Below are 13,176 nucleotides of genomic sequence, written 5' to 3' on the forward strand. Positions count from 1 at the left end.
CAGGCAAGCCCTTCACCACAAATGCATCTTTGCTTCTAGGTTGGTGTTTACTTGGGATAAAGCGGCGGCAACCCACTGTCACCGACCGGATCCTGAACCCGTTCGGCCATCGGGATCGCCTTGATCGCCCGCCACAACTCGTCACCTTGCCAGTACTGGCCGGTTTCGCTGTACAGCGCGCCGTTCAGGCCGTCGAGGGCGTTGGACAGTGGTACGAAGCGGGCGGCCATGTCGGCCAGGGTTTCCGGCTGTTGGCGGGCCCAGGCGTCGAGGGCTTGGCGGGTGGCGTGGGAATCGTTGGCCTGGCAGGCGCGCTTGAGGTCGTCGAGTACGGTGCGCGGGCTCGGGCCGGTTTGAGCGACACGCGCCACCGCCGGTTGCCAGCGGCCACGCCACCAGAGGCCGAAGCCGAGCAGGGTGGTGCACGCCAGGATCAGGGTGCTGAGCTTCCAGCGCCAGAGTGCTTCGCTGTCGGCGCCGGCATCGACCAGTGAGGCGCCAGCCGGGGTGTCGACCACCAGGCTCGGGTTGGCCGCCACGTGCAGCGTGCGAGCGGGCAGACTGCTGTGTTCCAGATGGTCTTCGAAGGTGTTCCACCAGACCACGTCGACGGTGGGCAACTCGATGGCGCCGGTCCGTGTCGGCACCAGGGCTTCCCGGTCTTCACGACTGCCGACCAGGCCGCGTTCGCTGTTCTGGTTGCCGAGCACCGGTTGATCCGGGTAGCGGCGCAGCCCGCCGACATCGGTGCCGGGCAGCGGTGGCAGTTGGGTGCTGGACAAGCCTTCGGCCTTCACCGTCAGGCTGCGGGTCAGTGAATCGCCGACCTGGGTGTGATCCGGCTCCGGGTTCCAGCTTTCGCTCAGGGTCAGGCTGCGCGCAGGCAGCCAGGGGACATCGGCCGGATAGGTGATGGGCTTGGCCTTGACCGTCAACAACAGTTCGGCCGAGGTGACGCGCATCAGCTTGCCGGCTTTGGGCCCCTGGGCGGTGTCCTGTACCGGTTGTGGGTCGACCAGCGCGGCGTTGAAAACCTGCGCCGGAATGATCAGTTCGCCACTGTGTTGCGGGTAGATCGCGTAGCGCATTTCGATCACGCCGTGGCGCAGGCCGTCGATGTCTTTTTCGTAGGTGCGTGATTCGCCCAATTGTTCGATGCGTGCGTCAGGTATCTGCAAGGGCGGCAGGCTGCTGTCGTCGTACAGCGACACCGAATGGTAGATGCGCAGGGTCAGGACTGCCTGGGCCTGTACGTAGACGCTGGTTTGATCGAGGCTGGCATCAATGAACACCGCGGCCCGCTTGTCCGGGTTGTCCGGTGTTTCGCTCTCGACCACTTGCAGGGTGATCGGCTGGCTCTGCAGTTCGCCCAGTTGCAGTGACGGAATCACCACGCTGCCGTTTTGCCGGGGCAGGAGGGTGACGATCCAGCGGGTGGTGGCCTGGTTTTCACCGCTCAGGGTGTTCAGCTGGTTGACCTGGCGTGTGCCGCGCACTTCGAACAACGGCTCCAGCGCTGCCAGGTCAGGTTTGCCGAACTGCGTGACATCGCTGGATTCCAGGGTCAGTTCGACCGTCTCGCCCGAGCTCAGACGACTGCGATCAACACTGGCGACCAGTTCTGCTGCCTGTGCCTGAACCGTGCAGAACAACAGGCCATGCAGCAGCGCGAGCAATAAAACGGTGAAGCGGGTCATCGAGTTTCTTCCTGATCCTGATGTTGTTGCTGTTCGTACCAGAATTTGCGCCTGAGCAGTTCACCGGGGTCATCCGGGATCTGCCGCAGCCACTGCTCCAGTGCCTGGCGCTGTTCACCTTCGATGCTGTCGGTGGCCGGGCGCAAGGGCGGTGTGGTGTGTTGTTCGTCACCCAGTTCGCTGCCCGGTACCTCGTTGGTCCCCGGTTTCGGCGGTCTGGTGGGCGATTGTTCCTCACCCGGGCGGGGCGGTTGCCCCTCGGTTTTCGGTTCGCCGCTGCTCGAGGATTGAGCGGCGGCACCGGGCGGTGGTTCCGCCGATTCGGTTTCGGGCCGGGTGTTGCTGGCTGCGTCTGGCTCAGGAGCGGGTGGCGTGTTTTTCTCCTTGAGCAGGCGTTCGACCAGCGCCTTGTTGGTCAGTGCCGGACGCAAATCCGGTTGACGTTCCAGTGCCTGTTCGTAAGCGTCCAGGGCTGCCTCCAGTTCACCGCTTTTGGCCAGGGCATTGCCTCGATTGTAGTGGGCGTGGGCATCGTCGCCTTCGGCAAACCGCTGGGCGGCGCCTGTGTAGTCGCCGGCCTCATAGAGCGCGACGCCTTGCCACTGATGGTTTTCGAAGCGTCGGGAGGCCTCGGCAGGGCGCTTCTGCTTGAGTAAATGCAGGCCTTGTTGATCAGGGCGAAGCCAAAGGTCTGCAAGGTCGAAGGCGTAGCTCGGTTGAGGCAGCGCCAATAGCAGCGGCAGGCACAGCAGCCAACCGCGACGTCCCGCGCAGGCCGCGAGCAGCAACAGTGGCAGCAGCAGCCAGTAACCCTGATCGGCCCAAGTGTCCAGGCGCAAGGTCTGACCGTCGTTGCGCAAGTTGCGTGGACCGTCGAGCAGGCCAAGGGCGTGCAGGTCGCTATCGTCCAGGCGCGCCTGGCGATAGCGGCCATCCAGGTCGTTGGCAAAACTTTTCAAGCCAGGCTCGTCGAGGCGCGGTACGAGAATGGCGCCTTGTTCATCCTTGAGGAAGCTGCCGTCCTCCTGGGTGATCGGCGAACCTTCGGCGGTGCCGATGCCGAGCATCAGGAATTGAGTCGATTTACCGCTCAGCGCGCGACGGATGCCCAGTCGCTCCTGGTCGGTCAGGGACGAACCGATCAGCAGGATCCGGCCATCGCCCAAAGCAGCCTGTTCGAGCAGCGCCAAGGCCTTGAGCACCGCCAGATCGGCGCGATGACCGGCCTCTGGCATCAACGACGGCTTCAGCACATCCAATAGGTTGCGGCTGGTGGCAAGATCATCCGACAGCGGTACCAGCGTGTGGGCACTGCCGGCGTAGACGACGATGGCGGTTTGCGCGTCGCTGCGGATCTGCAGCAGGTCAAGCAGCTTGCGTCGTGCCTGTTCGAGTCGGTTGGGTGTGACGTCGGTGGCGAGCATTTCCGGGGTCAGCTCGAGAATCACCACCAGCGGGTCGGCGGGCTTTTGACTGGTCTGTTCGACACGCTGCCAGCCCGGACCCAGCAGGGCGAACACGGTCAACAGCCAGGCGAGACCGAGGGCGATCCAGGGCAATTTACTGTCACGTCCACTGCCACCGCTGAGCAGTGCCGTGTGAAAGGCCGGTGGCAGAATCATTTGCCAGCGCCCGGCGCGCTTCTTGCGGTGCCAGAGTTGCCAGAGCAACCAGCCAAGCACCGGCAGCAACAGTAGCCACCAGGGCCGGAACCAGTAGGGCCACAGCGCACTCATCGGCGCCTCCGCAGGCGCAGGCGTTTAAGACGCTGGCGCCAGTCGGGCAGCAATTGCGTTTGCAAATACAGATCCTTGGTAAACAGGCGTTGCAACGGGTTGTCCGGCCAGAGTACGGGGGCCACCAGCAGCATGCTCAACCACAGCGCCAGGGCCAGCGGCCAGTGATACAAGGCTTGGGCCGGGCGGGCCTGGGTCGGTTGCTGGGCCACGGGCTCCAGTTGATCGAGGGTTTTCTTGATCGCCTGCAGTTCCTTGCCGTCGCGAGCACGGAAGTACTGGCCACCCGTGACCTCGGCGATTGCCTTGAGGGAAGGCTCGTCAAGGTCCAGGCTCGGATTGACGCCGAGAAAGCCGACCGTGCCACTTTGCTCCGGATCGGCGCCGATGCCGATCGGGTAGATTTTCACGCCTTCTTTGGCCGCCAGCCGCGCAGCGGTGAGCGGGTCGATTTCACCGCCATTGTTGGCGCCGTCGGTGACCAGAACCAGCACGCGGCTTGTTGCCGGGCGCGAGCGCAGGCGCTTGAGGGCCAGGCCGATGGCATCGCCGATGGCGGTGTTTTTGCCGGCAATGCCGATGCGGGCCTCATCGAGCCAGACGCGTACGGTGTGGCGGTCGAAGGTCAGCGGTGCCTGCAGGTAGGCCTGGCTACCGAACAGGATCAGGCCGACCCGGTCACCTTCGCGGCTTTCGAGAAAGTCTCCGAGCAGGTGCTGGACCAACGCCAGTCGGCTCACATCTTCGTCCTGCCACTGCATGTCAGGGAAGTCCATGGAACCGGAAACGTCCACTGCCACCAGCAGATCGCGGCCACTGGCGGCAATCGGCAAGGGTTCGCCGAGCCACTGCGGGCGCGCCGCCGCGACCAGCAGCAACATCCACAGCAGTATGAACGGTGCCTGCTGGCGCCATGCCGGCAGGTTGGCCCGGGCGCGACGCCCGGCGAGGCCTTCCAGGTCGCTGAGGAAGCTGACCTTGAGCGCCGGTTCGCCACTGTCGGCCACCGGCAATACGATGCGCATCAGCCACGGCAGCGGCAACAGGGCAAAAATCCACGGCCAGGCGAACTCAAACATGCTTGCGAATCCATGTGTCGACGGCCTGGGTCAGGCCGGCGATGGCCTTGTCGTCGAGTTTGCATTCGGGTTTGTAGGCGCCTTCCACAAGCACCATCCAGCGGGTCAGGCCGGCGGCCGGGCAGCGATTGTCGAGGAACGCCAGCCATTTGCGGCCGTTGAGGGTATGGCTCTGACTATAGGGGTAGTGGTTGCGGCACAGGCGCTTGAGCAAGCCGTTGAGTTGCTGCAGCCAGGCTCCGGCTGGCGCACCGTCGTAGGGTTTGGGCATCAAGGCCAGCTCCGCCAGGGCGGCCAGGCGCACCGGGTCAAGCGGCTGTTCGGCACGTACCAGGGGGCGTTTGTCCGGAATAAAGCGACGCAGCTGCCACAGGCCCAAACCGATCAGTGGCACCAATAGAAGCAGCAACCACCAACCCGGTGCCGGAGGCCAGAATTCCACCGGTGGCGGGGATATCAGTGGTTGCAGTTGATCAAGGCTGCTCATCGACCTTTCCCCGGTTTCTGTGGGTTCAGGTATGCGCGCAATTGCTCGACCATCTCGCTCTGGGTGCTCAGGGGCATCAGCAAGACCCGCAGTTTCTGCGCGAGCAGCTCCCAGCGCGCGATGCGTGCTTCGGCCTGGGCCCGGTAAGTCTGGCGCAGGTCGAAATTCAGCGTATCGAGTTCCAATTGCGCGCCACGCTCGGCGAAACGTAAAAGGCCTGCGGCGGGCAGGGCATGATCCAGCGGATCGGATACCGGCAGCAGCAGCAGGTCGCAATGACGCGATAACAGGCTCAGCTGTTGCTCGGCGCTTTCCGATAGCGCGCGTTCATCGCAAATCACAATCACAAGGCTGCCCGGACGTGACACCTCCCGCGCTCGGCGCAAGGCAATGCCAAAGGCGTCGCGGTCCGGCTCGCCTTCGGTGGTCAGCGACTGATTGACCCGCACCAGCCGGTTGAGCAACTGCAGCAGGCTTTGCTTGCTGCGCCGAGGCTTGATTTCGTAGTGCACATTGTCGCCGTACACCAGCCCGCCGACCCGGTCGTTGTGCCCCAGGGCTGCCCAACCGATCAGGCTCGCGGCCTGGGCGGCGAGCACCGACTTGAACATCAGGCCCGAGCCGAAAAACAGCCGACGGCTTTGTTCGACCATGATGAAAATCGGCCGCTCACGTTCTTCGTGGAACAGCTTGGTGTGAGGCTCCTGGGTGCGCGCGGTGACGCGCCAGTCAATGGTGCGCACATCGTCACCGGCCTGATAGACCCGCACCTGATCGAAGTCGACGCCACGCCCGCGCAATTTGGAGTGGTGCAGGCCGATCAGCGGGCTGCGTTGGCTCGGCGTGGAAAACAGCTGCACTTCGCGCACGCGATGGCGCATCTCGATCAGGTCAGCGAGGCTGACGCGGATGCCCGGCTCTGGCGGCAGGCTGGCGTTCATCGGGGTCAAGCGACGGCTACGACGTCGAGAATCCGCTGGACCACCCGGTCCTGATCGATGCCAGCGGCTTCGGCTTCAAAGGACAGAATGATGCGATGGCGCAGCACGTCGAACAGCACGGCCTGGATATCTTCCGGGCTGACGAAATCACGTCCGGCCAGCCAGGCGTGGGCGCGGGCGCAGCGGTCCAGGGCAATCGAACCGCGCGGGCTGGCGCCGTAGGCGATCCACTCGGCCATCTCCGGATCGAACTTGGCCGGGGTGCGGGTGGCCATGACCAGTTGCACCAGGTATTCCTCCACGGCGTCGGCCATGTACAAGCCGAGGATTTCCTTGCGTGCGACAAAAATCGTCTGTTGAGTGACCCGACGCTCAGGCTTCGCTTCGCCGTTCAGGGCTTCTCCACGGGCTTGCTGCAGAATCCGGCGCTCGACAGTGGCATCGGGAAAGCCGATTTTCACGTGCATCAGGAACCGGTCAAGTTGGGCTTCTGGCAGCGGATAGGTACCTTCCTGCTCGATGGGGTTTTGCGTGGCCATCACCAGGAACAGCGGCGACAGCTCATAGGTGCTGCGCCCGACACTGACTTGCCGCTCGCCCATGGCTTCGAGCAAGGCCGACTGAACCTTGGCCGGGGCGCGGTTGATTTCGTCCGCCAGTACCAGGTTGTGGAAGATCGGACCTTGCTGGAACACGAAGCTGCCGGTTTCCGGGCGGTAGATTTCCGTACCGGTAATGTCGGCCGGTAACAGGTCGGGGGTGAACTGGATGCGGTGGAACTGAGCCTCGATGCCTTCGGCAAGTTCTTTGATGGCCTTGGTCTTGGCCAGGCCAGGAGCGCCTTCGACCAGCATGTGGCCGTCGGCAAGCAGGGCGATGAGCAAGCGCTCGATGAGTTTTTCCTGGCCGAGAATCTGCGTTGAAAGAAAGGTTCGCAGCGCCAGTAGCGCTTCACGATGTTCCATCGATGACTGTTCCTGCAAAAGGGTGGCCGAGGACGTTCGAAGTACGCCAGGGCTGGGGGCGTTACTTTAATCCATCGCGGGGGGCGGCGACTAACGGCATTTTGCGCAAAGTGCGGGAATTGGTTGGCAATCGTTGTAGGAAGTTTGCACAGTTCAGCGGGTGCGGTGTTTTTGCGGGCCTCTTCGCGAGCAAGCCCGCTCCCACATTTGATCGCATTCTTACTGGAAGAACACGGTCGACTGTGGGAGCGGGCTTGCTCGCGAAGGCGTCAGTAAGTGCGCTGATATTCAGAGCTCGCTGATGTAAGTCCCGGTGCCCTTGAGAATGTTCTGCAAAGTCTCTTCCACTTCAGCCAGATCCACCATGTCGGCATCAAAGGTAATTTCCAGCACATCATCCCCATTCAACGCATCAGCATCCGCAGCAGCAATTTCAATCTTCAGTAGGGAAGGGCTGAGGGTGACTTTCACGCCATCCAGGGTCGAGGGTTCGCCGTCGAGGGTGATTTCCAGCTCGTCTTCATCCGGGTAGCGGCTCATCAGGAACATTTCGCCCTGGTCGCTGTGGCAGCAGAGCATGGCCATGTTGTCTTCTTCGTCGTCGCAAGGGTTGACGATCAAGAGGGCGGTTTTCATTTTCATGGGAAATTCCTGGCTCGACGGGCGTGGTAAACGCAACAAAGGGCGATTCTGCCAGCCCGCGCACATTTCTGCTTGGCTGAGTGTCGATGACCGGGTCGTGGACGGCCAGAGTGTTACTGGTCATTTCTGGTACGCATGTCCCGTAAAACCGGACGGAAAACCGTCATTTTCCTGTGTGAATGCTAGTGTTGTTCGATGCGCATGCCTTGAGCTGCGTACCGATGACCGAATATGTCGCAGCACCGCAAGCACGGGCCTTGCCGCACTGGTTAAGCTGCGCAACGGATGAGCACCCGTAAAGACATTGCGCTGCACGCAGTCCAGTCGTTTTTGCAGATGCCCATTCACGGAAGGTGAATGTGACCTGAGTGTCTCGTCCAGCTTCACCCACCTGTCGCCCTGTTTCCTCTGCCCGAGAATCAGGAACAGGGTGACGGGTAGCCCCGAACAGGGGTTTTGCACGCGACGCTTCCATCAATAACAAGCCCAAGCGGAGTACCACAGATGGCGTTCTTCACCGCAGCCAGCAAAGCCGACTTCCAGCACCAACTGCAAGCGGCACTGGCGCAGCACATCAGTGAACAGGCACTGCCACAAGTGGCGCTGTTCGCTGAACAATTCTTCGGCATCATTTCCCTTGACGAGCTGACCCAGCGTCGGTTGTCCGACCTTGCTGGCTGCACCCTTTCTGCGTGGCGCATGCTTGAGCGCTTCGATCACGCGCAGCCGCAAGTGCGCGTCTACAACCCCGATTACGAACGCCACGGCTGGCAGTCGACCCACACCGCGGTCGAAGTGCTGCACCACGACCTGCCATTCCTGGTGGACTCGGTGCGTACCGAGCTGAACCGCCGCGGCTACAGCATCCATACCCTGCAAACCACCGTGCTGAGCGTGCGTCGTGGCAGCAAGGGCGAGTTGCTGGAAATCCTGCCTAAAGGCACCCAGGGCGACGACATTCAGCAAGAATCGCTGATGTACCTGGAAATCGACCGCTGCGCCAACACCGCCGAGCTCAATGTGCTGAGCAAAGAGCTGGAGCAGGTGCTCGGTGAAGTTCGCGTGGCCGTCGGCGATTTCGAGCCGATGAAGGCCAAGGTCCAGGACATCCTGACCAAGCTGGACAACAGCCAGTTCGCCGTCGATGGCGACGAGAAGAACGAGATCAAGAGCTTCCTGGAATGGCTGGTGGGCAACCACTTCACCTTCCTCGGCTACGAAGAGTTCGTGGTCAGCGATGAAGCCGATGGCGGCCATATCGTCTACGACAAGGACTCCTTCCTCGGCCTGACCAAGCTGTTGCGTGCCGGCCTGACCTACGATGACCTGCGCATCGAAGACTACGCCGTGAACTACCTGCGCGAACCGACTCTGCTGTCGTTCGCCAAGGCTTCGCACCCAAGCCGTGTCCACCGTCCGGCTTACCCGGATTTCGTGTCGATCCGCGAAGTTGACGCCGACGGCAAGGTCATCAAGGAATGCCGTTTCATGGGCCTGTACACCTCGTCGGTGTATGGCGAGAGCGTGCGGGTGATCCCGTACATCCGCCGCAAGGTCGAGGAAATCGAACACCGTTCCGGCTTCCAGGCCAAGGCTCACCTGGGCAAGGAACTGGCGCAGGTGCTCGAAGTGCTGCCGCGCGACGATCTGTTCCAGACCCCGGTGGACGAGCTGTTCAGCACCGTGATGTCGATCGTGCAGATCCAGGAACGCAACAAGATTCGCGTGTTCCTGCGTAAAGACCCGTACGGCCGTTTCTGCTACTGCCTGGCCTACGTGCCGCGTGATATCTATTCCACCGAAGTACGCCAGAAGATCCAGCAAGTGCTGATGGATCGCCTGAAAGCCTCGGACTGCGAGTTCTGGACCTTCTTCTCCGAGTCCGTGCTGGCTCGCGTGCAGCTGATCCTGCGCGTCGACCCGAAAAACCGCCTCGATATCGACCCGCTGCTGCTGGAAAAAGAAGTGGTGCAGGCCTGCCGCAGCTGGCAGGACGACTACGCCGCCCTGACCATTGAAAGCTTCGGTGAAGCCCACGGCACCAACGTGCTGGCCGACTTCCCGAAAGGCTTCCCGGCCGGTTACCGCGAGCGCTTCGCAGCCCACTCGGCTGTGGTCGACATGCAGCACCTGCTGAGCCTCAACGAAAAAAATCCGCTGGTGATGAGCTTCTACCAGCCGTTGGGCCAGGTTTCCGGCCAGCGCATGCTGCACTGCAAGCTGTACCACGCCGATACCCCGCTGGCACTGTCCGACGTCCTGCCGATCCTGGAAAACCTCGGCCTGCGCGTGCTGGGTGAGTTCCCGTATCGCCTGCGCCACAACAGTGGCCGCGAGTTCTGGATTCACGATTTCGCGTTCACCGCCGCCGAAGGCCTGGAACTCGACATCCAGCAGCTCAACGACACGCTGCAGGACGCATTCGTCCACATCGTGCGTGGCGAAGCCGAGAACGACGCGTTCAACCGTCTGGTACTGACCGCCGGCCTGCCATGGCGCGATGTGGCGCTGCTGCGTGCCTATGCCCGTTACATGAAGCAGATTCGTCTGGGCTTCGACCTGGGCTACATCGCCAGCACCCTGAACAACCACACCGACATCGCTCGCGAGTTGACCCGGTTGTTCAAGACCCGTTTCTACCTGGCACGCAAGCTGACCGGCGACGATCTGGACGACAAGCAGCAACGCCTGGAACACGCGATTCACAGCGCCCTGGACGACGTCCAGGTGCTGAACGAAGACCGCATCCTGCGTCGCTACCTGGACCTGATCAAGGCCACCCTGCGCACCAACTTCTACCAGACCGATGCCAACGGCCATAACAAGTCGTACTTCAGCTTCAAGTTCAACCCGCACTTGATTCCCGAGCTGCCAAAGCCGGTACCGAAGTTCGAAATCTTCGTTTACTCGCCGCGCGTCGAAGGCGTGCATCTGCGCTTCGGCAACGTGGCTCGTGGTGGCCTGCGCTGGTCCGACCGTGAAGAAGACTTCCGTACCGAAGTCCTGGGCCTGGTAAAAGCCCAGCAAGTGAAGAACTCGGTGATCGTGCCGGTGGGTGCGAAGGGCGGCTTCCTGCCGCGTCGCCTGCCACTGGGCGGCAGCCGTGACGAGATCGCGGCCGAGGGCATCGCCTGCTACCGCATCTTCATTTCTGGCCTGTTGGACATCACCGACAACCTGAAAGACGGCGCCCTGGTGCCACCGGCCAACGTCGTGCGTCATGACCACGATGACCCGTACCTGGTAGTGGCGGCGGACAAGGGCACTGCGACCTTCTCCGACATCGCCAACGGCATCGCCATCGACTACGGCTTCTGGCTGGGTGACGCATTTGCGTCCGGCGGTTCGGCCGGTTACGACCACAAGAAAATGGGCATCACCGCCAAGGGCGCGTGGGTTGGCGTACAGCGCCACTTCCGCGAGCGCGGCATCAATGTCCAGGAAGACAGCATCACTGTGGTGGGCGTCGGCGACATGGCCGGCGACGTGTTCGGTAACGGCTTGCTGATGTCCGACAAGCTGCAACTGGTCGCGGCCTTCAACCACCTGCACATCTTCATCGATCCGAACCCTGAGCCAGCGTCGAGCTTCGCCGAGCGTCAGCGCCTGTTCGACCTGCCGCGTTCGGCCTGGTCGGACTACGACACCAGCCTGATGTCCGAAGGTGGCGGCATCTTCTCCCGTAGCGCGAAGAGCATTGCGATTTCCCCGCAAATGCAGGAACGCTTCGACATCTCGGCCGACAAGCTGACCCCGACCGAACTGCTCAATGCCTTGCTCAAGGCACCGGTGGATCTGCTGTGGAACGGCGGTATCGGTACTTACGTCAAGGCCAGCAGCGAAACCCACGCCGATGTCGGCGACAAGGCCAACGATGCACTGCGCGTGAACGGCAACGAACTGCGCTGCAAGGTCGTGGGCGAGGGCGGTAACCTGGGCATGACCCAACTGGGTCGCGTCGAGTTCGGCCTCAATGGCGGCGGTTCCAACACCGACTTCATTGACAACGCCGGTGGTGTGGACTGCTCCGACCACGAAGTGAACATCAAGATCCTGCTGAACGAAGTGGTTCAGGCCGGCGACATGACCGACAAGCAACGTAACCAGTTGCTGGCGAGCATGACCGACGAAGTCGGTGGTCTGGTGCTGGGCAACAACTACAAGCAGACTCAGGCCCTGTCCCTGGCAGCCCGTCGCGCCTTGCCGCGGATTGCCGAATACAAGCGCCTGATGAACGACCTGGAAGGCCGAGGCAAGCTGGATCGCGCCATCGAGTTCCTGCCGGCCGAAGATGCAATCAACGAGCGCATCGCGGCAGGCCATGGCCTGACCCGTGCCGAGCTGTCGGTGCTGATCTCGTACAGCAAGATCGACCTCAAGGAGCAGCTGCTGGGCTCCCTGGTGCCGGACGACGACTACCTGACCCGCGACATGGAAACCGCTTTCCCGCCAACGCTGGTGAGCAAGTTCTCCGCGGCCATGCGTCGTCACCGTCTGAAGCGCGAAATCGTCAGCACCCAGATCGCCAACGATCTGGTCAACCACATGGGCATCACCTTCGTTCAACGACTCAAAGAGTCGACCGGCATGAGCCCGGCGAATGTTGCTGGCGCTTATGTGATCGTGCGCGACATTTTCCACCTCCCGCACTGGTTCCGTCAGATCGAAGCCCTGGACTACCAGGTTTCCGCCGACGTGCAACTGGAGCTGATGGACGAGCTGATGCGCCTGGGTCGTCGCGCCACGCGCTGGTTCCTGCGTGCCCGTCGCAACGAGCAGAATGCTGCCCGTGACGTCGCCCACTTCGGTCCGCACCTGAAAGAGTTGGGTCTCAAGCTCGACGAGCTGCTCAGTGGCGAGATCCGCGAAACCTGGCAGACCCGTTATCAGGCGTACGTCGAAGCCGGTGTGCCGGAGTTGCTGGCGCGCATGGTGGCTGGTACTTCGCACCTGTACACCCTGCTGCCGATCATCGAGGCTTCCGACGTGACTGGCCAGGATCCGGCCGAAGTGGCCAAGGCCTACTTCGCCGTAGGCAGTGCGCTGGACATCACCTGGTACATACAACAGATCAGCGCTCTGCCGGTTGAAAACAACTGGCAGGCCCTGGCCCGTGAAGCGTTCCGTGATGATGTGGACTGGCAGCAACGTGCGATCACCATCTCGGTCCTGCAACAGGGCGACGGCACCCAGGACGTGGAAACACGGCTCTCCCTGTGGATGGCGCAGCACGAGAGCATGATCGAGCGCTGGCGCGTCATGCTGGTGGAAATCCGTGCCGCCAGCGGCACCGACTACGCCATGTACGCAGTGGCCAACCGCGAACTGCTGGACCTGGCGTTGAGCGGTCAAGCGGTAGTGCCTGCCGCTGTCGCCGCCGAGCTGGAACCGGCTGCCTGATCAGGCGCTGAATGAAAAAGCCCCGCATTGAGAGATGCGGGGCTTTTTTTTATGGTGCGCCCAGCATGGGCGCAATCTTGTGGTTGAAAGTCCCGCCGTAAGCTGACCACAGCGAACGAAGCGAAGCGCAACTGCATGAGGGCGACCGAGTGTGGGGAGGAAGCGTGGAGCGAAACCGCGAGCCGATGAACAAGAACCGGATACAAGGCGAAGCCGATCAGGGCGAGCG

Annotated in this window: 8 protein-coding genes; 1 reads left to right on the forward strand and 7 read right to left on the reverse strand. The window is 62.2% G+C overall.

Annotation, left to right across the window (positions count from 1 at the left end; all coding sequences use genetic code 11):
- Window positions 1-47 precede the first annotated feature (47 nt).
- From KGB28_RS24585 to KGB28_RS24615, 7 genes are all read right to left on the reverse strand, one after another.
- Window positions 48-1,697 carry a BatD family protein gene (locus KGB28_RS24585; protein WP_223448255.1) on the reverse strand — a complete coding sequence of 550 codons (1,650 nt, stop codon included), beginning with the start codon at window positions 1,695-1,697 and terminating at the stop codon, window positions 48-50.
- A complete protein-coding gene (locus tag KGB28_RS24590; protein WP_223448256.1) occupies window positions 1,694-3,433 on the reverse strand; it encodes a VWA domain-containing protein in 1,740 nt (579 codons plus the stop codon). The genes KGB28_RS24585 and KGB28_RS24590 overlap by 4 nt, the downstream gene beginning before the upstream one ends.
- Window positions 3,430-4,512: a vWA domain-containing protein gene (locus KGB28_RS24595; protein WP_150756440.1), complete on the reverse strand. Its 1,083-nt coding sequence runs from the start codon at window positions 4,510-4,512 to the stop codon at window positions 3,430-3,432. The genes KGB28_RS24590 and KGB28_RS24595 overlap by 4 nt, the downstream gene beginning before the upstream one ends.
- Window positions 4,505-4,999, reverse strand: a complete 495-nt coding sequence (locus KGB28_RS24600) for a DUF4381 domain-containing protein (RefSeq protein WP_223448257.1) — start codon at window positions 4,997-4,999, stop codon at window positions 4,505-4,507. The genes KGB28_RS24595 and KGB28_RS24600 overlap by 8 nt, the downstream gene beginning before the upstream one ends.
- Window positions 4,996-5,940: a DUF58 domain-containing protein gene (locus KGB28_RS24605; RefSeq protein ID WP_223448258.1), complete on the reverse strand. Its 945-nt coding sequence runs from the start codon at window positions 5,938-5,940 to the stop codon at window positions 4,996-4,998. Before KGB28_RS24605 ends, KGB28_RS24600 begins: the two co-directional genes overlap by 4 nt.
- A gap of 5 nt (window positions 5,941-5,945) precedes the next feature.
- Window positions 5,946-6,905 (reverse strand): AAA family ATPase, encoded by a 960-nt coding sequence (locus tag KGB28_RS24610; RefSeq protein WP_057715002.1) that lies wholly within the window; start codon window positions 6,903-6,905, stop codon window positions 5,946-5,948.
- A gap of 288 nt (window positions 6,906-7,193) precedes the next feature.
- Window positions 7,194-7,547: a hypothetical protein gene (locus KGB28_RS24615; RefSeq protein ID WP_223448259.1), complete on the reverse strand. Its 354-nt coding sequence runs from the start codon at window positions 7,545-7,547 to the stop codon at window positions 7,194-7,196.
- Between the two features lie 504 nt (window positions 7,548-8,051).
- Here KGB28_RS24615 and KGB28_RS24620 point away from each other — a divergent pair.
- Window positions 8,052-12,947, forward strand: a complete 4,896-nt coding sequence (locus tag KGB28_RS24620) for an NAD-glutamate dehydrogenase (protein ID WP_223448260.1) — start codon at window positions 8,052-8,054, stop codon at window positions 12,945-12,947.
- Window positions 12,948-13,176 lie beyond the last annotated feature (229 nt).

The sequence above is a fragment of the Pseudomonas sp. BF-R-19 genome (assembly GCF_019956445.1).
In the GTDB taxonomy this organism is placed as follows: domain Bacteria; phylum Pseudomonadota; class Gammaproteobacteria; order Pseudomonadales; family Pseudomonadaceae; genus Aquipseudomonas; species Aquipseudomonas fluorescens_BH.

Coding starts and splice junctions, on each gene's coding strand:
- KGB28_RS24585 (WP_223448255.1), bottom strand. CDS start 1,697: ATGACCCGCTTCACCGTTTTATTGCTCGCGCTGCTGCATGGCCTGTTG.
- KGB28_RS24590 (WP_223448256.1), bottom strand. CDS start 3,433: ATGAGTGCGCTGTGGCCCTACTGGTTCCGGCCCTGGTGGCTACTGTTG.
- KGB28_RS24595 (WP_150756440.1), bottom strand. CDS start 4,512: ATGTTTGAGTTCGCCTGGCCGTGGATTTTTGCCCTGTTGCCGCTGCCG.
- KGB28_RS24600 (WP_223448257.1), bottom strand. CDS start 4,999: ATGAGCAGCCTTGATCAACTGCAACCACTGATATCCCCGCCACCGGTG.
- KGB28_RS24605 (WP_223448258.1), bottom strand. CDS start 5,940: ATGAACGCCAGCCTGCCGCCAGAGCCGGGCATCCGCGTCAGCCTCGCT.
- KGB28_RS24610 (WP_057715002.1), bottom strand. CDS start 6,905: ATGGAACATCGTGAAGCGCTACTGGCGCTGCGAACCTTTCTTTCAACG.
- KGB28_RS24615 (WP_223448259.1), bottom strand. CDS start 7,547: ATGAAAATGAAAACCGCCCTCTTGATCGTCAACCCTTGCGACGACGAA.
- KGB28_RS24620 (WP_223448260.1), top strand. CDS start 8,052: ATGGCGTTCTTCACCGCAGCCAGCAAAGCCGACTTCCAGCACCAACTG.